General features: G+C 33.8%; 23 protein-coding genes and 1 pseudogene. 12 read left to right on the forward strand and 12 right to left on the reverse strand.

What is annotated here, in order from left to right; genetic code table 11:
• Positions 1-70: 70 nt before the first annotated feature.
• The gene (locus IV513_RS10805) at positions 71-1120 is read right to left on the reverse strand and encodes a zinc metalloprotease (RefSeq protein ID WP_209390585.1); all 1050 of its coding nucleotides are present in this window, start codon (positions 1118-1120) and stop codon (positions 71-73) included.
• Between the two features lie 451 nt (positions 1121-1571).
• Between IV513_RS10805 and IV513_RS10810 the strand changes: the two genes are divergently transcribed.
• Positions 1572-2006 (forward strand): hypothetical protein, encoded by a 435-nt coding sequence (locus IV513_RS10810; RefSeq protein ID WP_209390586.1) that lies wholly within the window; start codon positions 1572-1574, stop codon positions 2004-2006.
• A 40-nt stretch (positions 2007-2046) separates the two neighbouring features.
• Here the strand turns inward: IV513_RS10810 and IV513_RS10815 are convergent, their stop codons facing one another.
• From IV513_RS10815 to lpxB, 10 genes are all read right to left on the reverse strand, one after another.
• Positions 2047-2709, reverse strand: coding sequence for a DUF6048 family protein (locus tag IV513_RS10815; protein WP_209390587.1), 663 nt, complete (start codon positions 2707-2709; stop codon positions 2047-2049).
• Positions 2675-3145 carry a DUF6452 family protein gene (locus IV513_RS10820; protein ID WP_209390588.1) on the reverse strand — a complete coding sequence of 157 codons (471 nt, stop codon included), beginning with the start codon at positions 3143-3145 and terminating at the stop codon, positions 2675-2677. The genes IV513_RS10815 and IV513_RS10820 overlap by 35 nt, the downstream gene beginning before the upstream one ends.
• 32 nt (positions 3146-3177) lie before the next feature.
• Positions 3178-5646: a zinc-dependent metalloprotease gene (locus tag IV513_RS10825; RefSeq protein WP_209390589.1), complete on the reverse strand. Its 2469-nt coding sequence runs from the start codon at positions 5644-5646 to the stop codon at positions 3178-3180.
• 36 nt (positions 5647-5682) lie between these two features.
• A complete protein-coding gene (rlmD, locus tag IV513_RS10830; protein WP_209390590.1) occupies positions 5683-7089 on the reverse strand; it encodes a 23S rRNA (uracil(1939)-C(5))-methyltransferase RlmD in 1407 nt (468 codons plus the stop codon).
• A 147-nt stretch (positions 7090-7236) separates the two neighbouring features.
• Complete coding sequence (locus IV513_RS10835; RefSeq protein ID WP_245168927.1) at positions 7237-8727, reverse strand: TlpA disulfide reductase family protein; 1491 nt, start codon at positions 8725-8727, stop codon at positions 7237-7239.
• A gap of 248 nt (positions 8728-8975) precedes the next feature.
• Entirely contained in the window at positions 8976-9743 is a 768-nt protein-coding gene (locus IV513_RS10840) for a succinate dehydrogenase/fumarate reductase iron-sulfur subunit (protein WP_209390591.1), read from the reverse strand.
• A 21-nt stretch (positions 9744-9764) separates the two neighbouring features.
• Complete coding sequence (locus IV513_RS10845) at positions 9765-11777, reverse strand: fumarate reductase/succinate dehydrogenase flavoprotein subunit (RefSeq protein ID WP_209390592.1); 2013 nt, start codon at positions 11775-11777, stop codon at positions 9765-9767.
• A gap of 15 nt (positions 11778-11792) precedes the next feature.
• Positions 11793-12455, reverse strand: a complete 663-nt coding sequence (locus IV513_RS10850; protein WP_209390593.1) for a succinate dehydrogenase cytochrome b subunit — start codon at positions 12453-12455, stop codon at positions 11793-11795.
• Between the two features lie 131 nt (positions 12456-12586).
• A complete protein-coding gene (locus IV513_RS10855; RefSeq protein WP_209390594.1) occupies positions 12587-14356 on the reverse strand; it encodes a ComEC/Rec2 family competence protein in 1770 nt (589 codons plus the stop codon).
• Between the two features lie 333 nt (positions 14357-14689).
• A complete protein-coding gene (lpxB, locus tag IV513_RS10860; RefSeq protein WP_209390595.1) occupies positions 14690-15796 on the reverse strand; it encodes a lipid-A-disaccharide synthase in 1107 nt (368 codons plus the stop codon).
• A gap of 96 nt (positions 15797-15892) precedes the next feature.
• On the opposite strand from lpxB, the gene IV513_RS10865 reads away from it, so the two are divergent.
• The 11 genes from IV513_RS10865 to ligD all read left to right on the forward strand — a co-directional run bounded on the left by IV513_RS10865 (position 15893) and on the right by ligD (position 26442).
• Positions 15893-16402, forward strand: coding sequence for a DUF2480 family protein (locus IV513_RS10865; protein ID WP_209390596.1), 510 nt, complete (start codon positions 15893-15895; stop codon positions 16400-16402).
• Between the two features lie 2 nt (positions 16403-16404).
• A complete protein-coding gene (locus IV513_RS10870; protein ID WP_209390597.1) occupies positions 16405-17670 on the forward strand; it encodes a DUF2723 domain-containing protein in 1266 nt (421 codons plus the stop codon).
• 78 nt (positions 17671-17748) lie between these two features.
• Positions 17749-18402 carry a DUF937 domain-containing protein gene (locus IV513_RS10875; protein ID WP_209390598.1) on the forward strand — a complete coding sequence of 218 codons (654 nt, stop codon included), beginning with the start codon at positions 17749-17751 and terminating at the stop codon, positions 18400-18402.
• A gap of 282 nt (positions 18403-18684) precedes the next feature.
• A complete protein-coding gene (locus IV513_RS10880) occupies positions 18685-19230 on the forward strand; it encodes a DUF2975 domain-containing protein (RefSeq protein ID WP_209390599.1) in 546 nt (181 codons plus the stop codon).
• A 3-nt stretch (positions 19231-19233) separates the two neighbouring features.
• Complete coding sequence (locus tag IV513_RS10885; RefSeq protein WP_209390600.1) at positions 19234-19440, forward strand: helix-turn-helix transcriptional regulator; 207 nt, start codon at positions 19234-19236, stop codon at positions 19438-19440.
• Positions 19441-19543: 103 nt separating this feature from the next.
• On the forward strand, positions 19544-19978 hold the full coding sequence (locus tag IV513_RS10890; protein WP_209390601.1) for an ankyrin repeat domain-containing protein: 435 nt from the start codon (positions 19544-19546) through the stop codon (positions 19976-19978).
• A gap of 143 nt (positions 19979-20121) precedes the next feature.
• Positions 20122-21876 (forward strand): aspartate--tRNA ligase, encoded by a 1755-nt coding sequence (aspS, locus tag IV513_RS10895; RefSeq protein ID WP_209390602.1) that lies wholly within the window; start codon positions 20122-20124, stop codon positions 21874-21876.
• A gap of 41 nt (positions 21877-21917) precedes the next feature.
• The gene (locus tag IV513_RS10900) at positions 21918-22985 is read left to right on the forward strand and encodes a hypothetical protein (RefSeq protein WP_209390603.1); all 1068 of its coding nucleotides are present in this window, start codon (positions 21918-21920) and stop codon (positions 22983-22985) included.
• A gap of 120 nt (positions 22986-23105) precedes the next feature.
• Positions 23106-23891: a Ku protein gene (locus IV513_RS10905; RefSeq protein ID WP_209390604.1), complete on the forward strand. Its 786-nt coding sequence runs from the start codon at positions 23106-23108 to the stop codon at positions 23889-23891.
• Between the two features lie 2 nt (positions 23892-23893).
• Positions 23894-24496: a DNA polymerase ligase N-terminal domain-containing protein gene (locus tag IV513_RS10910; protein ID WP_209390605.1), complete on the forward strand. Its 603-nt coding sequence runs from the start codon at positions 23894-23896 to the stop codon at positions 24494-24496.
• Between the two features lie 77 nt (positions 24497-24573).
• Entirely contained in the window at positions 24574-26442 is a 1869-nt protein-coding gene (gene ligD / locus IV513_RS10915) for a DNA ligase D (protein ID WP_209390606.1), read from the forward strand.
• Positions 26443-26455: 13 nt separating this feature from the next.
• On the opposite strand, the pseudogene IV513_RS15845 reads toward ligD, so the two are convergent.
• A pseudogene (locus IV513_RS15845) lies at positions 26456-26566 on the reverse strand (DDE transposase); the annotation flags it as partial.

Below are 26566 nucleotides of genomic sequence, written 5' to 3' on the forward strand. Positions count from 1 at the left end.
TAATTTTGTAGTTTTGAATAAGATTGTTCATGTATTTAATAACTTGGTAATCAATTAAATATACGATTTTTTAATCAAATGGACAATCTTTTTTTTTTTTAATTCCTAAATGCACAACAGGTATTTTAATATTTTTGGTAGCAGTCCCTCCGCAAGTAGAATTTTCAGTTGAACAACTCCTTTCAAGTTTCACCTCTGCATCGTTGGCAAAAAGAGGAATTGCCATATTTGTAGTTGAAGATTTAAGCTCCATTCTTCTCGGCGAATTGTTCATGACCGCAGTGATTCTGTCTTTTTGATCACTAGTAAAGATATTCATACAAGCATCTACCGTGTAATCCATATAATTTTCGAACATTTCATCTGAAGTACCGCAACTATTAGACTTAGGATGTGCAGGACAGCCGCTATTTGCAGTCGCATGTACTGGAGTATCTGCACTGAAATCATCTCCACAAGATTGATCTCCCCAAATATGTCTCAATCCTAAAAAGTGCCCCACTTCATGGGTCATAGTTCTACCACTATTGTACGTTGCATCCAGAATAAAAGTTCCATCATTATAATCAATACTTCCAAAGGCAGAATAGTTTGCTACTACACCGTCTGTATAAGCCAAACCTTCGTTTGCATCTAAACCTGGTAAATTGGAATTTGATGGAAATTGTGCATATCCTAAAAGATCCCAATTAGCTCCTCCAAACTTAACACTCCACATATTCATATATTTGGTAGGATCCCAGATTGTACGTGGTTTAACATACGAATTAACACCTGCTTGTGTCCAAATATCGTAGCATAAATTAGTTCTATCAATTCCACTGGTAGGATTTCCATTCGGGTCTACTTTCGCTAACTCAAACTGAATCATAATATCCGCTCCTACAGGATTAGAATTATAACCAGGAGTGTTAACACGTTTTCTGTAATCGTTGTTCATTACAGTAATTTGAGACTGAATCTGAGTATCCGTAATATTAGGAGCAACACCGTAATCTTGCCCTGAATGTATTACGTGTACAACAACGGGAATTGTTATAATCCCTCCATTTTGAGATTTGCTCTGCTTTGAATTTTCAATAAGAGGTTTAAGCCACGCTTCGAATTGCGCATTGCTCATTCTGCTTGGATATTTATCCTGCAAAAACTTCTCATAACCAGTAGATGCACATCGCACTATACCATTAGCATCCTAATTTCATCAACTGTGTAAGCCTTTCCGAATAACAGCCCTCCTTCCAATTTTTGTCCATAAAAAAATGAACATAAAAGAGCTGATAAAACGAAAAATACCTTTGAAATTGTATAATTTCTCATTTTATAAAAATTAAAATAAATAACCCCGGGGCAAGCCCACGAGGTATTAGTGGAATTTAATTTTTTTTGTTTGATGAAAAACCATCCGTTTTTCAAACTTTTCCTCTTTTCACCCCGAGACAAGTCTCGAGGAATTCTTTGGATTAAATCTTTACAAATATAATACAATAACTATATTATGTTAACAATTAGTTTAATTAAAAAAAACTTAATTTGCATATCAAAATCCAAACAATTATACTTATCATCAAAAAATGAAAAATTTAATCTTCTTTTTAGCGTTGATTCTTGTTGCTTTTAACTGTAAAAGTAAATCCCAAGTAGCACAACATACAGTTACTTCAGTTATTCTTTCTGAAACAACTCGAGGAACACAAAGAGTTTTTAAATGGACGCCGGAAAATATCGAAAAATCTGTAAATGGTTATATTGCTACATCGCCAATATTATTATCTGATTGGAATTCTATTGTAAAAACTGCCAACGAAATAGATGTTAACAAAATATTTACTTTTCAATCTACAAGCACTAAAAGATTCACAGATGCTGCATTAGCATCCGTAATAACCATAACAAAAGATAGAAAAGAATATCATTCTACCACTTTCGATTCGGGAAATCCGCCTAAAGAACTCAAAAATCTTTATGATTTAATTCGAAAACTTACAGAAAACAAAAAGAGCAATTAAAAACTGCTCTTTTTTATTTTGTTGATAATTTTAATTCCTTCTAAAATTTATATGCTATATTCCATGCAAAACCCATGTTGAACTTTGAAGAACTTCTACCAAATCCGGGAACTATCATTGGCATCACTTCATCTTGTTTACTGGTATATACTAAATAGTGAGGCTGCATATTGACATCAATATAAAAATTGGTTTCAAATAACTGTACTCTTCCTCCAAGACTTGCTTCTATCCAAAATGACGACTGCGATGAAGAAGGCATTGAAACCGCAAAGCTATTTCCACCAAATCCCCGTACAGGTATTGCCATATATTCTTGTTTATAAAAGGATCCCCCAATTTTTCCTCCTCCGTAGAAACCATTAAAATCGTTTTCTCTGTCGCGAGCCAGCATATAAAAAGCTCCAACTTTCATGAAAGGACCACTTGCTTTGGCATCGTACCCATTTTTATCATAAATATTTTTATCAAAACCAGCTTCTACGACTCCATGAAGATTATCTTTAATGTTTGATGAAATAAACCCTTGAAAAAGCTGTCTATCCGAAAAAAAAGAAACTCCGGTATTCAAAACATCAAAACCTATCATAAAGTTGGGTTCATATTTCCATTTTGGCTTTTCGGCATCTTTTTTCTCCTGTGCAAAGGCAGAAATAATGCCCATGATGCTAAAAATTAAGATATAAATTGGTTTTTTCTTCATTTTGAATAAAATTTTGTCCCTGCTCAAGACTTTTAACAGAATTTGATAACAATAAAACTGAATTCAGGTTTTCGTAATTTCTTTTTACCCCACAACCTGGAGAAACATAAATAGATTTAGCGGTATAATTTACCCTGATTTTTGAAGAATCTTTTTTAGCCGAAGTTTTTATGTAAATATCCGTGTAAGGAGAATCGTCTACTCTTAATGGTACAAAAACAGAATCTACTTTTGTTCTCCACCCAAAATCGACTATTGAGTTTCCTAAATTGGCAAATACTTTTATAGAATCTAATTTCGTAACCTTTCCACCTGTTTTAAACATCATTTTCATACGAGGTGTTCCTTCGCCGTTTTCGCATATATCATCATCTCCGCCACAGGAAATAACCGATGAAAAAACAAAAAGCAAAAGAGTTAATTTTAAATATTTCATACATTTAATTTAATATGATGCGAAGCTAATCTCTATTTAGGACCTAAAGCTTTTTCTATACGGAAAACCAAATCTTCGTAGTGATATTTATTCACCAAATCCGCAGTTGAAACTCTTTCTGAAAGATCTTTTTTAATAGCCATTAAATTTCCTCTAACAATAGATGAAACATCGGTTTTATCCATATTTTTTACATCTGCATATTTCATCAGATTTTCAACATAATTTCGCTGTAGATTTCTCCCGAAAGCATCAAGCTTATCTTTTTTAATGATAGAATTATTAAGATCAGAAAACAAATCTGTTAACGAATATGCATTGGTGTCTAAAGCAGATGTCTGGTAAAGACTTTGCAGCACAAGTGGACTCAATATTCTTCCCAGAACACTATTTTGAATTTCTTCAACTGTTTTTACCGGAGTTCTGCCTGTTTTTTGAAAGATATCTTCTTTCAACAACCACTGAGGAGTAACAAAAATATTTTCCGAAAGAAATTTCATGGCTTCCTGCTGATCTTTCTTAGCAACAACTTCATAAACACTGCCAGATTGCTCCACTGTTTTAGGAGTTTCCATTTGTCCGCCAATATATTTAGAAACATGTCCCAAATATCTTCTGAACTGTAAAGTTACCTGATCGTACATCATCCCAAGATTTTCATAATCTTCATTAGGAGTTTTTGTCCATTCGTTTAGATTATCAACAATTCTTTTAAGATTTTTTATTCCATAAGCACTTGCAATCATCGCATTATCTCCTACCTGCTCACTTTGTGACCTCGGATCTAAAGGATTGGTTTCCGTACCGAACCATAATCTTTCATTTTTTAAATTTTTAATCACCCATTTGTTTAAAAATTCTTTTTCGGCAACCGGAGTTTTAAACTGATTAAATCTTTTGTAACCCCATTCTATTGCCCAGTCGTCATAATCTCCAATTCTTGGAAAAATACCCGAAGCTCCGATATTATCTTCAGGTTGTGCCACATAATTGAATCTTGCATAATCCATAATAGATGGCGTATGTCCGTTTTTTTCCAGCCACTTTTTATCTCTTAGTTTTTCAACCGGAACCGTTGAACTCGAACCATAATTATGTCTTAAGCCTAAAGTATGACCAACTTCATGAGAAGAAACAAAACGGATGAGTTCACCCATCAGTTTTTCATCGAATTCCATTTTTCTGGCTCTAGGATCGTTGGGTGAAGCCTGTATAAAATACCAGTTTCTGAGAAGTGACATTACATTGTGATACCAGTTGATATGACTTTCCATTATTTCTCCTGTTCTGGGATCTGAAATGGATGGACCGGAAGCATTAGGCACATCAGAAGGTTTGTAAACAATGGCAGAAAATCTTGCGTCTTCAAGACTCCATTCGGTATCTACTTTCGGATCCGGAACTTTTGCATAAATGGCATTTTTAAATCCTGCTTTTTCAAAAGCTTTTTGCCAATCATTCACTCCTTGAATAAGATAAGGAACCCATTTTTTAGGAGTGGCAGGATCAATGTAAAAAACTATTGGTTTTATTGGCTCAACCAATTCACCTCTATTGTATTTTGCCAAATCCTGAGGTTTCGGCTCTAGTCTCCATCTTTTTATGAGTGAAATTCTTTTCACGCCTTGAGGATCCAGATCGAAATCTGTATATCCTACTGTAAAATATCCTACTCTGGGGTCAAAAAACCTTGGCTGCATTTTATTTTCCGGAAGCAAAACAAAAGAAGAATTAATTTCTACTGTATAATTCCCACTTACTTTTGGAGTTTCTTTTATAAGCGGATTAGCTCTTCCTGCTGTTCTTGCAAAAGTTTTAGTGGTATTAATTTCTACATTGGTAGGAAATGATTTTACAAAATTAATGAATGACATATCTTTCTGAAAAGATCCAATTCTATAATTTTCTTTGGTATAAACCGAAAAAGAAGTGAGCTCATTATCCGAATTCAAAATATCTGTTACCTCAATAACTGACGAGTTTTTGTTGATTCCATACGCTTTAATATCGAAAGACTTGATGATGGATTGTACATTATTTCTCGTCACCGAATTATACATATCCGAAGTGGAATCTTTAGCATAATCTACAAAAGAAATAGAGCGGAGGAGAATTTTATCTTTCGGACCTTTTTCAAAAGCGATAACTTCCTGCCCAATTTGGTCTCCCGCATAACCCGAATTTCCGGAACGCATTCCTGCTGCTGCTTTTGTAAGTCTTGTTACAAGTAGAAATTCTTTTTTAAGAACTGAATCGGGAATTTCAAAGTAATATTTATCTTCTACTTTATGTACTGTGAAAACACCTTCATCCGAAACCGCTTTATCGGTAATAATTTCTTTAAAAGATTTTATTGAACTTTTCTTTTTGTCTTTATCATCTTTTTTAGCCTTAAGAGTATCTGTTTTTATGGCAACAGAATCTTTAATCTGAGAAAAGACATTTTGCTGAAAGAGCATTAAAGTACCAAAAAGTAACAGTGTTTTACAGTATTTTGCCATGTTTATGTGATTGAATGTAGTACCAAATTTACTTAATTATTTCTTTATTAAAAGAGCAATATTCTCCACATGATGTGTTTGTGGAAACATATCTACCGGAAGAATTTTCACAAGTTGATAATCGTCTTTCATGAGAGCCAAATCTCTTGCCTGTGTTGCAGAATTACAGCTTACATACACAACTTTTTCGGGTGCTAATTTTAAAATCTGCTCTACCACTTTTTGATGCATTCCGTCTCTTGGAGGATCTGTAATTAAAACGTCTGCTTTGGGATGACTGGCTAAAAATTCTTCTGTAAAAACATCTTTCATATCTCCACAATAGAAAGTAGTATTGGTAAGTCCATTTAATTCGGCGTGTTCTGTGGCTGCGTTTATAGCTTCCTGAACAGACTCTATACCAATTACCTGTTTTGCATTTCTTGCTACATATTGGGCAATTGTTCCGGTTCCGGTATACAAATCGTATACAACTTCATCACCTTTAAGATCAGCAAATTCCAAAGTTTTTCTGTACAACTCCAAAGCTTGTTTATAGTTGGTCTGAAAGAATGATTTAGGTCCTATTTTAAATTTCAAGCCATCCATTTCTTCCATTAAAAATCCTTCACCAAAATAAACATGAATGTCTAAATCGTAAATAGAATCATTTTGTTTAGGATTAATCGCATATACTAATGTTTTAATCTGCGGAAATTTTTCTAACAGGTAAGCGAAAAATTTTTCTCTGTTTTCTTTTTCTTCTCTGTATAATTGAAAAAGGATCATCCACTCCCCTTTTGAGTTTTGCCTCATCATTAATGTCCTTAGAAAACCTTCCTGATTTTTAACATCGAAAAAATCTAAGCCTTCTTTTACCGCATATTCTTTCACCGCCAAACGTATTGAATTAGACGGATCTTCCTGAAGAAAACATTCTTTTAAATCTAAAATTTTGCTCCACATTCCGGGAATATGAAAGCCGAGAGCATCTCTGTTTCCGAAATTTTCCTCGGAACTGATTTCATACTGCGTAAGCCAACGGGAATTAGAAAAAGAAAATTCCATTTTGTTACGATAAAAATATTGTTCTTCTGATCCTAAAATTGGCATCGTTTCAAAATTTTCTATTCCGCCAATTCTTTTAATATTGTTATAAACTTCTTCCTGCTTAAAGTCGAGCTGTTTTTCGTAGCTCATATTTTGCCATTTGCATCCGCCGCAAGTTCCGAAATGAATACATTTTGGCTCTACACGGTAAGGCGAACGCTGAATTACTTCTAATGCTTCGCCTTCAAAATATTTAGATTTCGCCTTTTTTACTCTTACGTTCACAATATCTCCGGGAATAGCACCAGAAACCATAACGGCTTTACCTTCTTCGGTTCGCCCAATTGCTACACCTTTTGCTCCTGCAGAAACCAGCTGTATATTTTCAAGAACTAAATTTTTCTTCTTTTTCATTGAATTGATATCAGGATCTTAAATCCTTTATTTAATTATATAACATTTTAAAGCCTAAAACTTTCAGGCACAAAATCGATTGCAAAAGTACAATAAAAAAAACCTTATCCGAAGACAAGGTTTTTGTTTATCATTTTTTAGTAATAATTATTTTGTCTGAGATGCTTTAGGAGCTTCTTCCACTTTCGTAGCTTTTTGGAAAGTTGCAGGATCTAGCTGAAGCTGTGGTTGCGCTTCTACTTTAGGTGCAGACAAACCAGTTTGCTTATCTAGAATATTAACCAACTCCTGATCACCAAGGTTTACGAATGGTCTGCTTGCAATTTTACCGTTTTTATCTACAATAATGAAATTAGGCAGTTTAAAACTGTAAATTCCATATTTCTTAGCAATATCAGAGTTTAAACCTCCCTCTCCGTAAACATTAGTTCCCGGAATTCCTTTCAGCATTGCATTACTTGTCTTAATGAACTGTTCTTTGGTATCGTCTAAATTTACATAGACAAAATTCATTTTAGATTTGTAAAAATTAACAACTTCTTTCATTACAGGAACAGTACCTTCTGCAATATAAGGATTCCAAGAAGCATAAAAAACCAACATATAAGGTTTACCTTTGTTCTCGCTCAATTTATAAGCAGAACCATCTTGTTTTACCAAAGTAGCTTCCGGAGCATCATCACCAATTTTAAATCCAGCGATAGTAAACTGCATTTTTTTCAAGTCTGCCTTAATCCTTGAATCTTTAATCTCTTCTTCGATAATCTTTTTAATTTTATCTGCTGTTTTAGCCGGAGTTTGCGGATGAATATCAGACTGAGCTATAACAAATGCCAAAAGATAATCTTTTTCGGTTTGAGAGACATCTTTTTTAGTTTTCAAATAATCAACAAATATTTCAGAAGTGGTAAGATCTGCTTTTGCCTGAGATTTAGATTGTGCAAACTTTTGGAAATCGCTGCTCATTTTAGTTAAAAGATACTGTCTGTAAAACGGACTTGCTTTTACCATTGCATCTTTATTTTCCTGAAGTTTATTTTCGTAATCTGTAAACGCCTTACCCATTTTGAAAGAAGGATTGTTAGAGGTTTGTTTCTTACTCATTTCATAATTCACCATCAGATTAAGTACAGCAACTTTAGCATCCATTTTTTTCCAATCAACAACTTCATTACCCGGATTGAATTTTTTAACATTCTCGTCGATATTCTTATTGATGTCTGCTTCTATTTTTTGCATTCCTTTTACAAACTTAGCTTCATCACCGCTAATTAACTCTTGGATATTTAAAGTTTGTCCGTAAGTTGAGAGAAATTTTTGGCAAGCCTGAAAAAAGTCATTATCGTTTTTAGCATCACCATTTACTACATATTCACCCGGAAAAGTAGCTGCAGAACCAGAGATATTTACTTTTTCTCCTCCTTTAAGGAAAATAAGATTCTGTTTTCCTCCATAATTTATTACGTACATTCCGTTTTTAGGAGCTTCAAACTCTCCGGAAAAATTTCCGTCTTTGTCTAGTCCCAAATTAACCAATGGCAATGTAGCAACTCCTGAAGCTTCTACAAATTCTATTCTTTCTAATGGAGAACCTCCAGCGATTTTCCCTTTTACTTCAACTTTTTTTGAACAAGACATTACAAATATTGCAATGACAAACAACAAAAGATATTTTTTAATCATTATTGTATAATTATTTTTTTTGAATAACTGAATTTTCGATTTCATTTTAATTTTGAATAATGTAGCAAAAATAAGTTTTTAAACTGTATAAAAGACAACTTAAAACCTTAATTTATGAAAGATTTAACTAAAAAAATCGTCTCAATTTAATGAAGACGATTTTTTTATTAATTCACTAAAGATAGTAATCTTTAAAATTTATTTTATCCTCTATCAACAAAAGCTGACATATATTCTCTGTTCATTCTTGCGATATTCTCCAAAGAAATTCCTTTAGGACATTCTACTTCGCAAGCTCCGGTGTTGGAACAGTTTCCGAATCCTTCTTCATCCATTGCGGCAACCATCGATAAAACTCTTCTTTTCGCCTCAACCTGACCTTGTGGAAGCAATGCATATTGGGAAACTTTTGCTCCAACAAACAGCATCGCTGAACCATTTTTACAAGTCGCAACACACGCTCCACAACCGATACAAGCTGCAGCGTCCATCGCCTTATCTGCTTCAGGTTTTGGAACTAAAATATTATTGGCATCGGTTGTTCTTCCGGAAGTGTTTACCGAAATAAATCCACCTGCAGCCATTACTCTATCGAATGCACTTCTGTCCACCACCAAATCTTTGATGATTGGGAACGCCGCACTTCTCCAAGGTTCAATGGTGATGGTTTCACCGTCTTTGAACATTCTCATGTGTAACTGACAAGTCGTAATTCCCGTATCCGGACCGTGAGGACGACCGTTGATGTAAAGGGAACACATTCCGCAGATTCCTTCGCGACAGTCGTGGTCGAAAGCTACAGGTTCGCTTCCGTTGTTCACCAGTTGCTCGTTGAGCATATCCAACATTTCGAGGAATGATGAATCGGTAGAAACGTCAGAAAGTTTGTAGGTTTCAAACTGTCCTTTTGATTTATTGTTTTTCTGTCTCCAAATTTTCAGAGTCAGATTTAAGCCTTTTTTTGTACTCATTTTCTTTACTGTTTTTGGAGATTATTTATAACTTCTTGTTTTCACTTCGATATTTTCGTAAACCAAATCTTCTTTGTGAAGGATTTCAGCATTAATATCTTCTCCATTATATTCCCAACACGAAACAAATTTGAAATTTGCATCATCTCGTTCAGCTTCTCCTTCCGGTGTTGCGTGATCCCAACGGAAATGTCCACCGCAAGATTCTTCTCTTGTTAAGGCATCTTTCGCCATCAGTTGACCCAATTCCAAGAAGTCTGCAACACGGAATGCTTTTTCCAATTCAGGGTTCATTTCGTCGTTGGAACCTGGAACTCTAACGTCTTTCCAAAATTCTTTTCTTACTTCTTCGATTTCAGAAATCGCTTCTCTCAAACCTTCCGGAGTTCTTCCCATTCCTACTTTGTTCCACATGATGTGGCCCAATTTTTTGTGGAAGTAATCAACCGAATGTTTTCCTTTATTATTAAGGAAGAAATGGATTTTGTCTTTCACTTCTTTTTCAGCAGCGTCAAAATCTGCTGTATTTGTTGGAATTGTTCCTGTTCTGATGTCCGCAGAAAGATAATCCGCAATCGTGTAAGGAAGCACGAAATAACCGTCTGCTAAACCTTGCATCAATGCAGAAGCACCCAATCTGTTTGCACCGTGGTCGGAGAAATTCGCCTCGCCAATCACGAAACATCCCGGAATTGTGGACTGCAAGTTATAATCAACCCAAACTCCGCCCATTGTGTAGTGAACTGCAGGATAAATCTTCATTGGAGTTACATAAGGATTGTCTGCCGTAATTTTTTCGTACATTACGAAAAGGTTTCCGTATTTTTCTTCCACCCACGCTTTTCCTAAATCGTAAATCTGCTGTTGAGACGGGTTGTGAATATTTTTTTCCAAAGCGGCTTCTTTTCCTTTTTTCATAATTTCCGTAGAGAAATCTAGAAAAACGCCTTCTTTCGTATCATTATTTTCAATTCCGTAACCTGCGTCACATCTTTCTTTTGCTGCTCTGGAAGCCACATCACGAGGAACCAAGTTTCCGAAAGCCGGATATCTTCTTTCCAAATAATAATCACGGTCTTCTTCTTTAATATTTTCCGGTCTTAATCTTCCTTCGCGAATCGCTACAGCATCTTCAATATTTTTTGGAACCCAAATTCTTCCTGAGTTTCTTAAAGATTCCGACATTAAAGTTAATTTCGATTGCTGCGTTCCGTGAACCGGAATACAAGTCGGGTGAATCTGCACATAACAAGGATTTGCGAAATACGCTCCTTTTTTATGAATTTTCCAAGATGCAGAAACGTTGGAACCCATCGCGTTGGTAGAAAGGAAATAGACATTTCCGTAACCTCCGGAAGCGATAACGACTGCGTGTGCAGAATGTCTTTCGATTTCTCCGGTTACTAAATTTCTTGCGATAATTCCTCTCGCTTTTCCGTCAACAACTACCAATTCAAGCATTTCGTGACGGTTGTACATTTTTATTTTTCCTTTTCCGATTTGTCGGCTCATTGCGGAATATGCTCCCAACAATAATTGCTGCCCGGTTTGACCTTTTGCGTAGAAAGTTCTTTTCACCTGAACACCACCGAAAGAACGGTTGTCCAACTGTCCGCCGTATTCTCTACCGAAAGGAACACCTTGCGCAACACATTGGTCGATGATATTTCCCGAAACTTCCGCAAGTCTGTAAACGTTTGCTTCTCTTGCGCGGTAATCGCCACCTTTTATCGTGTCGTAAAATAATCTGTAGATAGAGTCTCCATCGTTTTGATAATTTTTTGCCGCGTTGATCCCTCCTTGAGCCGCGATGGAGTGCGCTCTTCTTGGTGAATCCTGGTAGCAAAATGCTTTTACATTATAGCCTTGCTCCGCCAAAGTTGCGGCTGCAGAACCACCTGCCAAACCTGTACCTACAACAATAATATCAATCTTATCTCTGTTGTTTGGTGCAACAAGGTTCATATGGTCTTTATGATGTTTCCACTTGTCTTTTAACGGACCTGCTGGAATTTTTGAATCTAATTTACTCATATTAGTATATTGATATTATTGAGTTACGTAATGAAAAATTGCAATGAAAATAAATCCAAGCGGAATTAAAATAGAATACCAGCTTCCGAATGCTTTAATCACTGGAGTATACTTCGGATGTCTTGCTCCGATAGACTGGAAAGAAGACTGAAAACCGTGAGCTAAGTGCAATCCTAAAAGCACAAAAGCAACTACATAAAGAACTACTCTCCATAAATCATGAAATTTATGATGAAGCTCTCCCCAATATCTTGTTTCTTCCGGTGTATTCCCCTGAATGTATTTAAAATTCATTTCAGGAAACCAAAAATCGTAGAAGTGTAATGCAAGAAACGCAAGAATTACAGCTCCAGAGATAATCATGTTTCTCGACATCCATGTAGAATTAGCAGCTCCATTGTTATTTGCATAATTAATGGGTCTTGCACTATTATTCCTTGCTTCCAGTATAAAACCCATTACAAAATGGAAAATTACCGCAAAAGCGAGAATAGGCTGCATAAGAAACTGCACTGCCGGATTATATCCCATAAAATGAGATGCCTGATTAAATACATCTTCGCTAAAAACAGAAGTCATGTTGGTAGAGAGATGCATCACTAAGAAAATCAGCAAAAACATTGCTGAAAGTGCCATAGCATATTTTCTACCTATTGTAGAACTTGTTAAACCTGCCATATTGAGTTTAAATTTGATTTTCCACAAAATTAGCAAATGTTAACAATACATAAAACTGAGAAATCTCACTATTGCACAGTTTGTAATCTTTCTAAATAAGATGCGTCTTTTTCGGAAGAAAATTCACCGAATTATTTGATTGGGTATTTATCTTTATCAATTTTAACAGTTTTTACAGAATCTGAAACATATTTTATTTGATAATGGTTGATTCTTCTGGAAGAAATATATGGATTAACAATAAATTTCCGAATATTTTCTTCATTCTTAGATTTACTCATTATAAGAAGGGCATTTCCTCCATTTTTAACAGCTATCACAGATGTTTTCTTGTAATTGAAAACAAGAACCTCATTTCTATAATTTTCATAAACATCAAAAGAAATCTTCACAGAAAGAAATAAAAATATCGTAAAAGCAAACCTATAAATATTCTTCAGATTACATTTTTCAAGCAAAAATCTCAAACTGTAAATAATGATAAAAAAGAATAAAACCTCAACGATACTGAATGAAATATTTTCAAAGAAAACAGCATCAAAATCTGCAAACCAATGAATGACTTTCAGCAAGATTTTAATGAGTTCATCATACATAAAATCAAGAAACCCAAATTCTATATTTACGGCAAACAGACCGGTCATAACAAAAGAAAAAACAATAATTATTTCCGAAAACGGAACGATAGCAAAATTTGCAATCGTAGACACAAGCGAAAACTGATGAAAATAGTACAAAACCAAAGGCAAAGTAGCAATTTGGGCAGAAAGAGAAATAGAAACTGTGTTGAACAGCAATTTTTTAACATAATTAGTGGGCTTAGGAAAATATTTTAAAATAGGCTGATTAAGCCAATAAATTCCCCAAACTGCCAAAAAACTCAACTGAAAACCGACATCGAAAATCTGCTGTGTATCTATCAACAGAATTATCCAAGCTGAAAGTGCCAAAGAATGCAGCAAATCTGGCTTTCGCTGAAGAATGACATATCCAAAATAAACACTCAACATGATGCATGAGCGAACTACAGAACTCCCAAATCCAATAAAGAAAGCGAAAATCCAGATGAAAACCAAACTGCTTACAATAGCATATTTCCTAATATAAATGGGAGAAAATCTTGCGAGTAAAAAATAAAAAATCCCAAAAATAACAACGATATGAGTTCCGGAAATAGCCAGAAAATGAACCAAACCCGAACGGTTGAAATCCTGAACTGTTTCCGCATCCATTTCTGTTCGGTCTGCCAAAATAATTCCCTTTAGAAACTCCCTACTTTTGACAGACATTTCAGATTGATTGATTCTTTGAAGAACATCCAGTCTTTTCTGTTTAATTTTTTCATCAAAACTCAAATCTTGCCTTTTTGCAGAAGAAATTTCTCCATTAATGTAGCACAGATAAAAAATATTATTTCTCGACAGGTATTTTTGATAATCGAACTGAAAATTATGCTCCGGTTTCTTCGGCTGAACAATATATGCTTTTGCTTGATAATAATGATTGAAATCTAAATCTCCCCAACTTTTATCGACATTCACAATGGCTTCAAAGGATTGATTTTCTGCTTCAGCCAAAACTTCATACTTTTTATATTTCTCGTTCGAGTTGAGTTTTTTAGAAAGTTTAAAAACGATTGTACTGTTAGTTTTTACATTAGTCTTTTGGAAATGATTGCTATTGAAATAATGCACTGAAACTCCTATAAAGAAGAAAAGTATTACAAATACTAAATTTCTTATCTTAAATAAGAATGTATTTTTAACGTAAAATAAACAAGAAAGAAAAATTATTAAGACGACAATTCCTATAATACCATCTTTTTCAAGATTAAAAAAATCCTGAAAAAAAATTCCTATAATAAAGCAAATAACTGCAATTAGAAGAGGCTGTTTTTTCAAATCGCTTGTGTTTTAGCAAACTAAATTACTAAAAAACCAAAATAAAACTTAAAAAACAGGGCAAAAAATTCACTGGAAGATTTATATTTGCAAAAAACAATCTCGATGAACCTTTCTAACTTTGAATATTTCTTATTAGGAATTATATCTTTCTACACAATAATAATTTTCTTTATTATTATGATGATTATTAAATCGAAAATCGATTTACCCATTAAGCTTTTATTAACTTCTGCAGTATTATTTATCCCGGTTATCGGCTTAATAATAAGCATTTTCTTTATTCTTAAAAATAAAAAAAGTGATTTTTTGAATGTTTAGAAAAGCTGAAGATTAGCCTAATTTAAGAATGACATTGGCGGCATTATCACTGGCACCGCTTCCTCCTAATTTTTCTCTCAAAAGATCAAAATCATGCAGCATCTGCTCTCTTTTTTCACCATTCAGTATTAAATTTAATTCTGCAACGAGATTTTGGGTATTAAGGTCATTTTGAATAAGTTCTTTTACCACTTCCCTATCCATAATTAAGTTCACGAGAGAAATGTATTTAATGTTTTTCACCAATCTTTTGGCAATCGCATAAGAGATTTTACTTCCTCTGTAGCAAACCACTTCGGGAATATTCAGCAAAGCAGTTTCTAAAGTTGCCGTACCCGAAGTTACCAAAGCCGCTTTAGAACATCTCAGCAAATCGTAGGTTTTATTCGAAACGAAATGTACGTTTTCATCCACATATTTTTGGTAAAAATCTTTATCCAGACTGGGTGCACCGGCGATTACAAATTGATAATTTTGAAAATGCGGACGTACAGAAAGCATCATTTCCAACATTTTTTCGACCTCCTGTTTTCTTGAACCGGGCAAAAGTGCAATAATTTCCTTTTCGTTTAAATGATTTTGAGCTTTAAACTGATCGACATTTACTTCTTCGAGTTTCGAAATAGCATCCAATAAAGGATGACCTACAAAATGAGATTTTACGCCGTGTTTCAGATAAAAATCTTTTTCGAAAGGCAGAATCACCATCATTTCATCCACATATTTTTTGATGGTTTCTACCCGTCCTTCCTTCCAAGCCCAAAGTTGCGGAGAAATATAATAAACCACCTTAATTCCCAATTCTTTGGCAAATTTTGCAATTCTGAGATTAAAACCCGGATAATCTACCAAAACTAAAACATCGGGTCTGTTATTTTTGATATCTTCTTTGCAAAATTTAATATTATTGAGAATCGTTCGCAAATTCATCGCTACTTCCAAAAAACCCATAAAAGCTAAGTCGCGGTAATGTTTTACTAAAGTTCCGCCCTGTTTTTGCATAAGATCTCCGCCCCAAAATCTGAATTCTGCGTGTGGATCTTTCTGCTTTAATGCTTTCATTAAATTGCTTCCGTGTAAATCTCCTGAAGCTTCTCCCGCAATGATATAATATTTCATAAAATGACAAGCGATGATTGATTTTCTAAATCTCGGATTTCAAACCCAAAATTTCAAATTAGAATGAGTAAATTTGCTTCAAAGATAATGATAAAAATGGCAGAAGAATTTGAAATCAGAAACAAAGTAGCAGAAAGCGGACTTATAAATTTTGATATTGCCGATTTGCTTCCCAAAGGAGTAAGAAAAGGCATAGACCTGAAAGATTTTCTCTTCATGGAAATGATTTTAAAAGAAAAAGATTACCGCGAAAAGGTGGAGGCAATTAATACTGAAGAATACAGAGATTCTTATGTATATGTTTACAACTCTACAGATGCTATCGTTCCGCTTTGGGCTTATTTTCTGATTACTGCAAAACTTACCAACACTGCTAAGAAAATTGTATACGGAAATTTGCAAAATTTAGAAATCATATTGATGCATGACGCCATCACCAATTACAATTTTTCTGAAATGAACGGAAAAAGAGTCTTGGTAAAAGGCTGCTCCGACAAAGAAATTCCGGAAAATGCTTACATAGAACTCGTGGAAAAACTTCAGCCGATTGTAAAGTCGCTTATGTTTGGTGAAGCCTGCTCTAATGTTCCCATTTTAAAGAATTAAGAATGAAAAAAACTTTATACGCCGGATTATTATTTTTCTCATTTTTAGTCATTTACTACATCGGAAGTTTTTCTAAAATTCCGTTTGCAGATTGTGTTGGGTTTGTCCTTATTACCGAATTGGATACTTTTGAGACGGTTGCTATTTCTACCTCACACATCCTTTATTGCAATACAGCCATTTTAATTAATAAAATAACAGGATTGGGAGCGATTGAATCTAATCGGTTTTTAGTGATTTTTTCAGCAGCTTTTTCGGTTCTTTTCGTTTATCTTACGGTTCGGAATTTAACCAAAACAAACTGGAATGCTGCTGTTGCTGCCATCGTTTTCGGGTTCAGTTTTACTTTTTGGAAAAATGCCGAAATTGTTGAAGTTTACACTTATAATGCACTATGGATAATCTTATTCTATTTATGCATGATTAACAGTTTTGTATCGAAAAAAAATAAAAACTACATCATTTTTGCCGGTATTTTTCTCGGAATAAGCATTTGGGTACATATCCAGAATTTTTTATTGATTCCGGCATATATTTTATTTCTTTTCTATTTTAAATCTGAAAAAAAGAACGTTATATACTCATTATTATCTTTCGCTATTATTTTCTCTTCAATATTTATTCTGAATCTGTCGCAGGGATATCCACTTCTGTCTCCTTTTAGCAGTAATCAGGGACATTGGATTGAAGATTCTTTCCAAAAAACATTTACCCAATATGCATTAGATCTTGTAAAATCTGTTGCATATTTACTATACAACTTTAACGTTTTCGTTATAGCAGGAATTATTGGTATGATTAAGCTGTATAGAGAGAACAGAAAGATGTTTAATATTTTCTTTCTTGCATCTGTCTTAATTTATGGCTTTGCTACATTTTATGCCGTTTCAGATAATTATATATTCTTTTTGCCTTTTAATATCGTATTTGCTTTAGCAATTGGGTATGGTCTTACATCCGGTAAACGCTTGTATTTCAAAAAACTTTCATGGATTTGTGTACTTACGCCGGTTTTATATTATTTAGCTTTCAGCATATCAATATCATTTGTTCCACAGGCAAAAAAATTTGATGATTTTAAGAGCTACAAAGGAGGACTTACCTATTATATGCTTCCATGGATGAATAAAAACAAAGGAATTCTGGAATTTGTAATAGATAAAAAAACCTCTCCAGAACCCATCAACTGGATGATTGAAAGTGCTGAAACATACATTCAGGAACTCAAGAAAAAAGGCTACACAGAATCTGAAATACGTAAACTCTAGAAAAATATATATTCTTTTTTTGCGGTATCATTTTTGCTAATCTTCATTCACTTTAATAATAAAAAATAAACACAAACTATGAGTTTAATTGACCTTTTAACAGGCAGTACCGGAAATCAGGTAGCAGAACAGGCTGAAAACAAATTCGGAATCAGCAAAAATCAAATCATCGCACTTTTGGCAGTTGCAACGCCTTTGGTAATTAATTATCTGAGAAATAAATCTCAGGATGCCAACGAAGCTGAAGCGCTAAATAATGCTTTAGATAAAGATCACGACGGAAGTATTTTGAATGACCCTTCACAGCTTGAAGCCAGACAAAATGAAGGAGGATCTATTCTTTCGCATATTTTTGGAAACCAAAAATCTACCGTAGAAAATCAGTTATCGCAAAATACAGGAATTTCTATTGATAAAATTGGACCCGTATTAGCAATGCTCGCTCCGGTAATCATGGGATATATTGGCAAAGAAAAACAGCAGAATAATGTTGGAGCAGGAGGTCTTGGAGATCTTTTAGGCGGAATTTTAGGCGGAGCTCAAAATCAGGCACAGCAACAGCAGTCTAATCCTTTAAACGATATTCTAGGAAGTGTTTTAGGAGGTGGGCAATCGCAATCTTCAGGAAATCCATTGAATGATATTTTAGGAAGCGTTCTTGGAGGAGGACAACAGAAACAGCAAGGCGGAGGCATTGGAGATCTTCTTGGTGGGCTTTTCGGAGGAAAATAATTGTTTTACATCTTAAAAATATTGAATACCGAAGTTTATGCTTCGGTATTTTTTTGTAGTTAAATTAAAATATTTTAAAATATCAATAATTAATTATCGTAAAGCAATAATTAATTATATATTTACAATAATAAAATATTTAACAATGAAACTACTCGGACCAAAATCTATCTCTACAGGAATTAAAATGTATTTCATCTGTATATTCTTCAAAAAAGGATATCAATTACAATCTGAAAACGATTTAATGATTTAATCTACCTACTTAATGAATATGATAATATGAAACTAAATTCAAATTTTATCTTAGAACTCTTAGCATTTTTCATTTGGATCTATACGATCATTTTATGTATCGCATTATCAGTTATATTTTTTTTAATATTTAGTAATATTTTAGAAATTGATATTGGATCCATAAAGGAAATGAAGATTGACATCACTGTTGCGGGAGAAAAATTTACAAACATTCAATCTTTAGAAAAAGAAAAACTACTTTTAATCTTATTTTACACCGGAGTACGTGGAATTTTAGAAATAGTAATGTTTGTGAACGTTATTAAAATTCTAAATAGAATAAAAATCAATCAATTTTTTTCGTTTGAAATATACGCTATGATTTCTAAAATTGCAAAGCTGGCATTAGCTATAGGATTAATTTCATTAATAGTAAATTTTTTAAGCCAATTAATATCTAGAAATTTTTCAATATCATTCGACATCAATGGGAGTTTTCAGTTCTTTTTATTTTCCGGGATTGTTTATATCATATCTCAAGTGTATAAAAAGGCTCTAGATCTTCAATTAGAAAACGATTTAACAATTTAATGGATGCCAATCATTATTAATATAGACGTCATGTTGGCGAAAAGAAAAATGCAGTCGCAAGAATTGGCAGAAAAAATAGGCATCACCCAAGCCAACTTATCTATTCTGAAAACTGGCAAAGCGAAAGCCTTGAAATTATCTACTTTAGAAGCCATCTGCAAAATTCTTGATTGTCAACCAGGAGATCTTTTAGAATATGTAAAAGATTAATAAAATTCTGTATTCACTTTTAAAAAATCAACGAAATGGATTCATAATTAGCAATATATCTCAAAAAAAATATTTAGCTTTGTATAAATTAAAATAAATTGTTATGAAAAAAATATTGACCTCCACTTTACTTTTCGGTATTCTTGCTTTTACAAGTCTGGTTTCTGCACAGGAAGTAAATAGCGACCAAAGAGGAGCAATTCAGTCAGATAACGTAGAAAATTTCAAAAAAACTTTTGCTAAAACAGAGTATGATAAATGTTTAAACGTAAAAGAACTTTCTACAACGGTGCTTTCATATAGCATTAAATATAAAAAAAATAACATCACAGAATTTCTTTTGGGTAACAAAGCAGACGTAAATAAAGCTTGCGATGGAGTAACTCCTTTAATGAATGCTGCAAAATATGGAAACATGGATGCTGCAAAAAATCTTTTGAAAAGAGGAGCCAAAAAAGATACAAAAGACAATGACGGTAAAACTGCAAAAGACTATGCCGTAGAAAACAAGCAATCTGCAATTGCCATGATTCTTTAATCATTTTTATCTTAAAATATTTCAAAACTTCCTTCGGGGAGTTTTTTATTTTTAAAACCTCCTAAAAACCTTATCTTTGCAAACGAAAATTTAGACAATTTTAAGTCTAATATCTAAAGTATAATATCTAACATCTAAAACAAATGTTTCGATCGCACACAAACGGAGAATTGTCTCTCAAAAATCTTAATGAAGAAGTTACACTTTCAGGATGGGTACAAACCATTCGTGATAAAGGTTTTATGATTTGGATAGATCTTCGGGATCGTTACGGTATTACTCAGCTGGTTTTCGACCAAGACCGTTCTACTGCGGAGCTGATGGAAAATGCCAAAAAACTGGGACGCGAATTTGTCATTCAGGTTACAGGAAAAGTAATAGAAAGAGTAAGCAAAAACCCTAATATTCCAACAGGTGAAATTGAAATTTTGGTAGAAAAGCTTACTGTTTTAAACGAATCTCAACTACCACCTTTCACCATTGAGGATGAAACTGATGGCGGCGAAGAGCTGAGAATGAAATACCGTTATTTGGATATCAGAAGAAATCCGGTAAAAGACAAACTGATTTTCCGTCACAAAATGGCTCAAAAAGTAAGAAATTACCTTTCAGACAATGGCTTTATAGAGGTTGAAACCCCGGTTTTAATTAAATCTACACCGGAAGGAGCCAGAGATTTTGTGGTTCCAAGCAGAATGAATCCGGGACAGTTTTACGCTTTACCCCAATCTCCGCAAACTTTCAAACAATTGTTGATGGTGGGCGGAATGGATAAATATTTTCAAATCGTGAAATGTTTCCGTGACGAAGATTTGAGAGCAGACAGACAGCCGGAATTTACACAAATCGACTGCGAAATGGCTTTTGTTGAGCAGGAAGATGTAATGAATGTTTTTGAAGGAATGACTAAAACTTTGTTGAAAGACATCACCGGTCAGGAATTCGGAGATTTCCCTAGAATGACATTCGCAGATGCAATGCAGAAATACGGAAACGATAAGCCGGACATCCGTTTCGGAATGGAATTCGTGGAACTGAATGACTTAGTAAAAGGAAAAGATTTCAAAATATTCGATGAAGCCGAATTGGTTGTAGGAATTAATGTTGAAGGATGCGCAGACTACACTAGAAAACAAATCGATGAACTTGTAGACTGGGTAAAAAGGCCACAAATAGGAGCATCGGGAATGGTTTGGGTAAAATTCCAGAATGATGGTGTAAAAACTTCATCAGTAAATAAATTTTACAACGAGGAAGATTTAGCAAAAATCATCGAAAAATTCGGAGCGAAAGAAGGCGATTTAATGTTGATTCTTTCCGGAAACGAAAATAAAGTAAGAGCTCAGCTTTCAGCATTAAGAATGGAACTTGGTAACCGTTTAGGACTGAGAAAAGGCGATGTTTTCGCACCTCTTTGGGTAGTAGATTTCCCTTTATTGGAATTTGATGAAGAAAGCGGACGTTACCACGCAATGCACCACCCTTTCACTTCTCCAAAACCAGAAGATATTCATTTATTGGAAACAGATCCCGGAAAAGCTAGAGCCAATGCTTACGATATGGTCTTAAACGGGAACGAAATTGGTGGAGGTTCTATCAGAATTTTCGATAAAGATCTTCAATCTAAAATGTTCGATTTGTTAGGTTTTTCAAAAGAAGAAGCAGAAGCACAATTCGGATTTTTGATGAACGCTTTCAAATATGGTGCGCCGCCTCACGGTGGTTTGGCTTTCGGGTTTGACCGTTTAGTAGCTATCCTTGATGGTAATGAGGTAATTAGAGATTACATAGCATTTCCTAAAAATAATTCAGGACGCGATGTAATGATTGATGCTCCTGCGGAAATTGCAAATGAACAGCTTGATGAATTAGAATTGAAATTAAATTTAAAAGCATAAATTAGAAGCGGAGATTTTTCTCCGCTTTTTTAATTATCAAAATGAAAAAACTAATATTAAAAATTAATTATCTTTTCATTCTTATCGGCTTTTTCGGTGTTGCACAGACTGATATTTACGGAAATGAAAAACTAAAAGGAAAAATAAAAACTGTAGAATCTTTCGTCATCGAATATGGCAATAAAGAAAAACCAGTATTTTTTCAAAATTTCGATACAATGGGAAGACCTCTTATCGTAAAAAAATACAATGATGGATATTTGAGAAGTGAAGAGCGAAATGAGTATAAATCCAATCAAATTATCACCACACTCTGCGAATCTTGTGGTAATGATTTTGACCGTTATTTTTCTAAATTTTCTATCAAAGAAAATGAAAAATACCCCGATTCAGGCTTTTTAACAAATGATCCCTCAGTAAGACAGAAAATCTATAAAACAGTAGATAAGTCAGGAAATATTATTTCTGAGAAATACTATACAGTAAATGGATATCTCACTTCTACAATAAAATCTTCTTATAATCCTAAATCTAAAATTATTTCAAGCGACAGTTATGATGAGGAAAACAAATTGTATTCTAGTAATAAATATCTTTATAACAAAAGTAATTTTCTAACGGAAGAAATTAATAAAAATGTAAACATTCCAGAATCTAAAAAAAGCTATTTCTACGATAATCTAGGAACAATGATACTTGAAAAACAAAACTACAATAATACCATCTACGAAACCTCTTTCGAATATATAAAAGTAAATGACACAACTAAAATTTTAAGATATTCTTCCAATTCTAAAGGTGAAAAAAGACTTTTCGAAATTGAATTATCCTACCCTACTCTAAAAGGAGAAACCAAAGAAAAGCAAAATATATCCAATAATAAAGTGGTATATAAAACGGTCTTTCAGTACGATCTCTCTAAAAATCTTAACTCTCAGAAATATTATAACGATAAAAACGAACTGATAAGAGAATCTTATTACACATATGATAAATATGGTAATTGGACTGAAATAAACATCTCCGAGACCGTAAATGTTCTCGTTAACAATACTGTGAATAAAGAAATTCAAAAAAAACAATTTATTCGGCGAATTCAATATTATTAAAGATTCAGAAATCTATATTTGCGATCATTAAATCTCTATTTTCCGTTATAGAGATACCACATACAATTCAATATTTTTTGTCGGCATAATCATTGTACACTTTACAGAAATCAAATTACAATGAAAGCAATCTGGAACGGCGCCATCGGCTTCGGGTTAGTTAATATCCCCATAAAAATTTATTCTGCTACCGAAACCAGCAAACTGGACTTGGATATGCTAGATAAGTCAGATTTTTCGAACATCAGATTCAAAAGAGTAAACGAAAAAACAGGAAAAGAAGTAAAGTGGGCAAATATTGCAAAAGGCTATCTGATGGACGAAAAATACATCGTTCTTGAAGATGAAGATTACGAAGCAGCAAGTCCCGAAAAGTCTAAAATTCTTTCTATTGAACATTTTGTCAAAGAATCTGAAGTAGATTCTGTTTACTTTGAAACCCCTTATTTCCTTGAGCCTCAGAAAAATGGCGAAAACGCTTACCGTCTTCTCATAAAAGCTCTTCAGCAGACTAAAATGGTCGGTATCGGAACTTTTATCCTTCGGGAAAGTGAAGCGATTGGGTTAATAAGACCTTATAATGATGATGTTTTGGTATTGAACAAATTGCGCTTTGCAGAAGAAATTCGGGATTATAAAGATTTGAAAATTCCTGCCAAAAAAGTTCCAAAGCCGGCAGAGCTCAAGATGGCAAAAAATTTAATTGAACAGTTATCTGAAAAATTTGATCCTACCATCTATAAAAACACTTATTCTGCTGAGCTCCTGAAAATTATCAAGAAAAAAGCAAAAGGAAAATCGGTGAAAATTAAAAAATCTGAACCGGCTAAACAAGGAAAAGTAATTGATTTAATGGCTCAGCTTAAGGCTAGTTTGAAAGGTTCTCAATCTAAAAATGCTTCTTAACTATGGCTTTACAGGACTACAATAAAAAAAGAAAGTTTGATGAAACTTCAGAGCCGAAAGGAGCGACAAAAAAAAGTAAAAGTAAACTGATTTTTGTTGTACAGAGACATGCTGCAAGCAGACTTCATTATGATTTTCGTCTGGAAATGGATGGGGTTTTAAAAAGCTGGGCTGTCCCGAAAGGACCATCTTTAAATCCTGAAGATAAACGCTTGGCAATGATGGTGGAAGATCATCCTTATGACTACAAAGATTTTGAAGGAAATATACCTGAAGGCAATTACGGAGCCGGTCAGGTAGAAATATGGGATAGCGGAACCTATGAACCTTTAGATGAAACTTCAAAACTTTCTGATGAAAATGAACTTCTGAAAGAGTTAAAATCCGGATCTCTGAAATTTACACTTCATGGGAAAAAATTAAAAGGAGAATTTGCATTGATAAAGATGAAAAATGCGGAAAATAATGCATGGCTACTCATTAAACATAAAGATAAATTTGCCAAAGAAGAATATGATGCTGAAGAAAATGTTGCGAAAAGTTCAACAGTTTCAAAGTTTTTAGAGGAAAAAAAAAGCCCAAAAAACGTCAAAAAGAAACCGTAAATACGGAGGCAAAACCAAAATTTAAAAGATTTAATTCTTTAGTAGACGAAAAAAAGATTGAAAATTTTATCAAGCCGATGCTTGCAAAACCGCATGCGGAAGCATTTGATAATAAAGGCTGGATTTTCGAAATAAAATGGGATGGATATCGTGCTATTGCCGATCTCAGTAAGAAAGAACCTTTATTTTATTCACGAAACGGGATTTCATTTCTGTCAAAATTCAGTAAAGTTGCGGAAGATTTTCAAAATCAAAAACATAAAATGATTGTTGATGGCGAAATTGTTGCCTATGACGAAAATGGCAAGCCCAACTTTCAGCTCTTACAGCAAATTGGTGACAACCCCAATTTAGCTTTAACTTATCAGGTATTTGATCTGCTTTGGCTCAACGGTCATTCTACCGAAGAGCTACCTCTCATCCATCGAAAAGAACTTTTAAAAGAGGCTCTCACAGAAACTGATTTGATTAAATATTGTGATCATATTCCGGAAAAAGGAATTGCTTTTTTTAATCAGATGAAAAAGATGAACCTAGAAGGGATGATTGCCAAAAAATCTGATAGTCATTATACTGAAAACAGCCGAAGTGTGGATTGGCTGAAAATAAAATTCACCAATACCGAAGAAGCTGTAATCTGTGGTTTTACAGAGCCGAGAGGTTCAAGAAAAGGGTTTGGAGCATTGATATTAGGTAAATTTATTAATGAAAAGCTGATGTATTCGGGGCACACCGGAACAGGATTTAATGCTGAGCTCCTGAAAGAAATTCATCACAAACTTGAAAAAATAGAAGTAAAACATTCACCTTTTGAAATTGCTCCGAAAACCAATATGCCGGTTACATGGGTGATTCCAAAAATAATATGTGAGGTGAAATTTTCTGAAATTACGAAAGACGGTATATTTCGCCATCCTGTTTTTGTCACACTACGAGAAGACAAAACCATTGAAGATCTCAAAAACGATTCACTAAAAAAAAATCATAAGATACCTAAGGAAAAAACCATAAAAAATTCTGAAAATCAAAATGAGACGCAAATTTCACTTAATCGCCATACCATAAAACTTACCAATCAGAATAAAATTTATTTCCCTAAAGATAATATCACAAAAGGTGAAATTATAGAGTACTATCAGTCGGTTTCAGAATACATTCTTCCACATTTGAAAAACCGCCCGCTTTCTCTCAACCGTTTTCCCAACGGAATTGAAGAATCCGGATTTTACCAAAAAGACATTGGAGATTCTTTCCCAGAATGGATTAAAACAACAAAAGTTTATTCTGATTCTACTGAAAAGTATATTGATTATGCAGTTTGTAATAACAAAGCAATACTGGCGTTTCTGAATAATTTAGGATGTATTGATTTTAATCCGTGGAATTCTTCCTTACCTCAATTGGATCATCCTGATTTTTTGGTTTTAGATTTAGATCCTTCTGAAAAAAATACATTTGATGAAGTAATAGAAACGGCTCTACAAGTAAATGAAATTTTAAAATCTATTAAAATTAAAGGGTACTGTAAAACTTCGGGAAGTACAGGAATGCATATTTACATTCCGATGGGAAGAAAATATGATTTCGACCAGGTGAAAGATTTCGCTCATATTCTTATGAAGAAAGTACATGAAAATCTACCAAAAATTACCACTTTAGAAAGAAGTTTACAAAAACGTGACAGTAAAAAAATCTATTTAGATTATCTTCAAAACCGCTCCGGGCAGACTTTGGCAAGTGTTTACAGTATTCGTCCGAAAAAAGGTGCACCAGTTTCGATGCCTTTAGAATGGGATGAATTACAAAAAGGACTGAAAATTACAGATTTTAATATTTATAATTCGTTAGACAGAATTAAAGAAAAAGGAGATTTATTCAAACCGGTTCTAGGGAAAGGAATTGATATGGTGAAAGCTTTAGAAGAATTGGAAAAACTGGATCAGTAACAAAAGTTGGGGACTAGGCAAAAAGTTTGGATAATCTGAAAAGGAAAAATGCTTTGTCTCTCACGCCTCGAAGTTGCATTCTGAAGTTCTTTATTTTCGCATTGAAACTTTCTGCGGACGCATT

Origin of the sequence: Chryseobacterium sp. RR2-3-20 (genome assembly GCF_017808115.1) — a bacterium.
Classification (GTDB): Bacteria; Bacteroidota; Bacteroidia; order Flavobacteriales; family Weeksellaceae; genus Chryseobacterium; species Chryseobacterium oryzae.

Excerpts from the sequence above, each read along its gene's own strand:
- IV513_RS10845 (WP_209390592.1), bottom strand. The coding sequence starts at position 11,777 with ATGAGTAAATTAGATTCAAAAATTCCAGCAGGTCCGTTAAAAGACAAG.
- IV513_RS10835 (WP_245168927.1), bottom strand. The coding sequence starts at position 8,727 with ATGTCTTGTTCAAAAAAAGTTGAAGTAAAAGGGAAAATCGCTGGAGGT.
- IV513_RS10865 (WP_209390596.1), top strand. The coding sequence starts at position 15,893 with ATGGCAGAAGAATTTGAAATCAGAAACAAAGTAGCAGAAAGCGGACTT.
- IV513_RS10815 (WP_209390587.1), bottom strand. The coding sequence starts at position 2,709 with ATGAAGAAAAAACCAATTTATATCTTAATTTTTAGCATCATGGGCATT.
- IV513_RS10890 (WP_209390601.1), top strand. The coding sequence starts at position 19,544 with ATGAAAAAAATATTGACCTCCACTTTACTTTTCGGTATTCTTGCTTTT.
- rlmD (WP_209390590.1), bottom strand. The coding sequence starts at position 7,089 with ATGAAAAAGAAGAAAAATTTAGTTCTTGAAAATATACAGCTGGTTTCT.
- IV513_RS10905 (WP_209390604.1), top strand. The coding sequence starts at position 23,106 with ATGAAAGCAATCTGGAACGGCGCCATCGGCTTCGGGTTAGTTAATATC.
- IV513_RS10870 (WP_209390597.1), top strand. The coding sequence starts at position 16,405 with ATGAAAAAAACTTTATACGCCGGATTATTATTTTTCTCATTTTTAGTC.
- ligD (WP_209390606.1), top strand. The coding sequence starts at position 24,574 with ATGCTTGCAAAACCGCATGCGGAAGCATTTGATAATAAAGGCTGGATT.
- aspS (WP_209390602.1), top strand. The coding sequence starts at position 20,122 with ATGTTTCGATCGCACACAAACGGAGAATTGTCTCTCAAAAATCTTAAT.
- IV513_RS10880 (WP_209390599.1), top strand. The coding sequence starts at position 18,685 with ATGAAACTAAATTCAAATTTTATCTTAGAACTCTTAGCATTTTTCATT.
- IV513_RS10840 (WP_209390591.1), bottom strand. The coding sequence starts at position 9,743 with ATGAGTACAAAAAAAGGCTTAAATCTGACTCTGAAAATTTGGAGACAG.
- IV513_RS10810 (WP_209390586.1), top strand. The coding sequence starts at position 1,572 with ATGAAAAATTTAATCTTCTTTTTAGCGTTGATTCTTGTTGCTTTTAAC.
- IV513_RS10885 (WP_209390600.1), top strand. The coding sequence starts at position 19,234 with ATGCCAATCATTATTAATATAGACGTCATGTTGGCGAAAAGAAAAATG.
- IV513_RS10825 (WP_209390589.1), bottom strand. The coding sequence starts at position 5,646 with ATGGCAAAATACTGTAAAACACTGTTACTTTTTGGTACTTTAATGCTC.
- IV513_RS10820 (WP_209390588.1), bottom strand. The coding sequence starts at position 3,145 with ATGAAATATTTAAAATTAACTCTTTTGCTTTTTGTTTTTTCATCGGTT.
- IV513_RS10850 (WP_209390593.1), bottom strand. The coding sequence starts at position 12,455 with ATGGCAGGTTTAACAAGTTCTACAATAGGTAGAAAATATGCTATGGCA.
- IV513_RS10805 (WP_209390585.1), bottom strand. The coding sequence starts at position 1,120 with ATGAGCAATGCGCAATTCGAAGCGTGGCTTAAACCTCTTATTGAAAAT.
- lpxB (WP_209390595.1), bottom strand. The coding sequence starts at position 15,796 with ATGAAATATTATATCATTGCGGGAGAAGCTTCAGGAGATTTACACGGA.
- IV513_RS10900 (WP_209390603.1), top strand. The coding sequence starts at position 21,918 with ATGAAAAAACTAATATTAAAAATTAATTATCTTTTCATTCTTATCGGC.
- IV513_RS10910 (WP_209390605.1), top strand. The coding sequence starts at position 23,894 with ATGGCTTTACAGGACTACAATAAAAAAAGAAAGTTTGATGAAACTTCA.
- IV513_RS10875 (WP_209390598.1), top strand. The coding sequence starts at position 17,749 with ATGAGTTTAATTGACCTTTTAACAGGCAGTACCGGAAATCAGGTAGCA.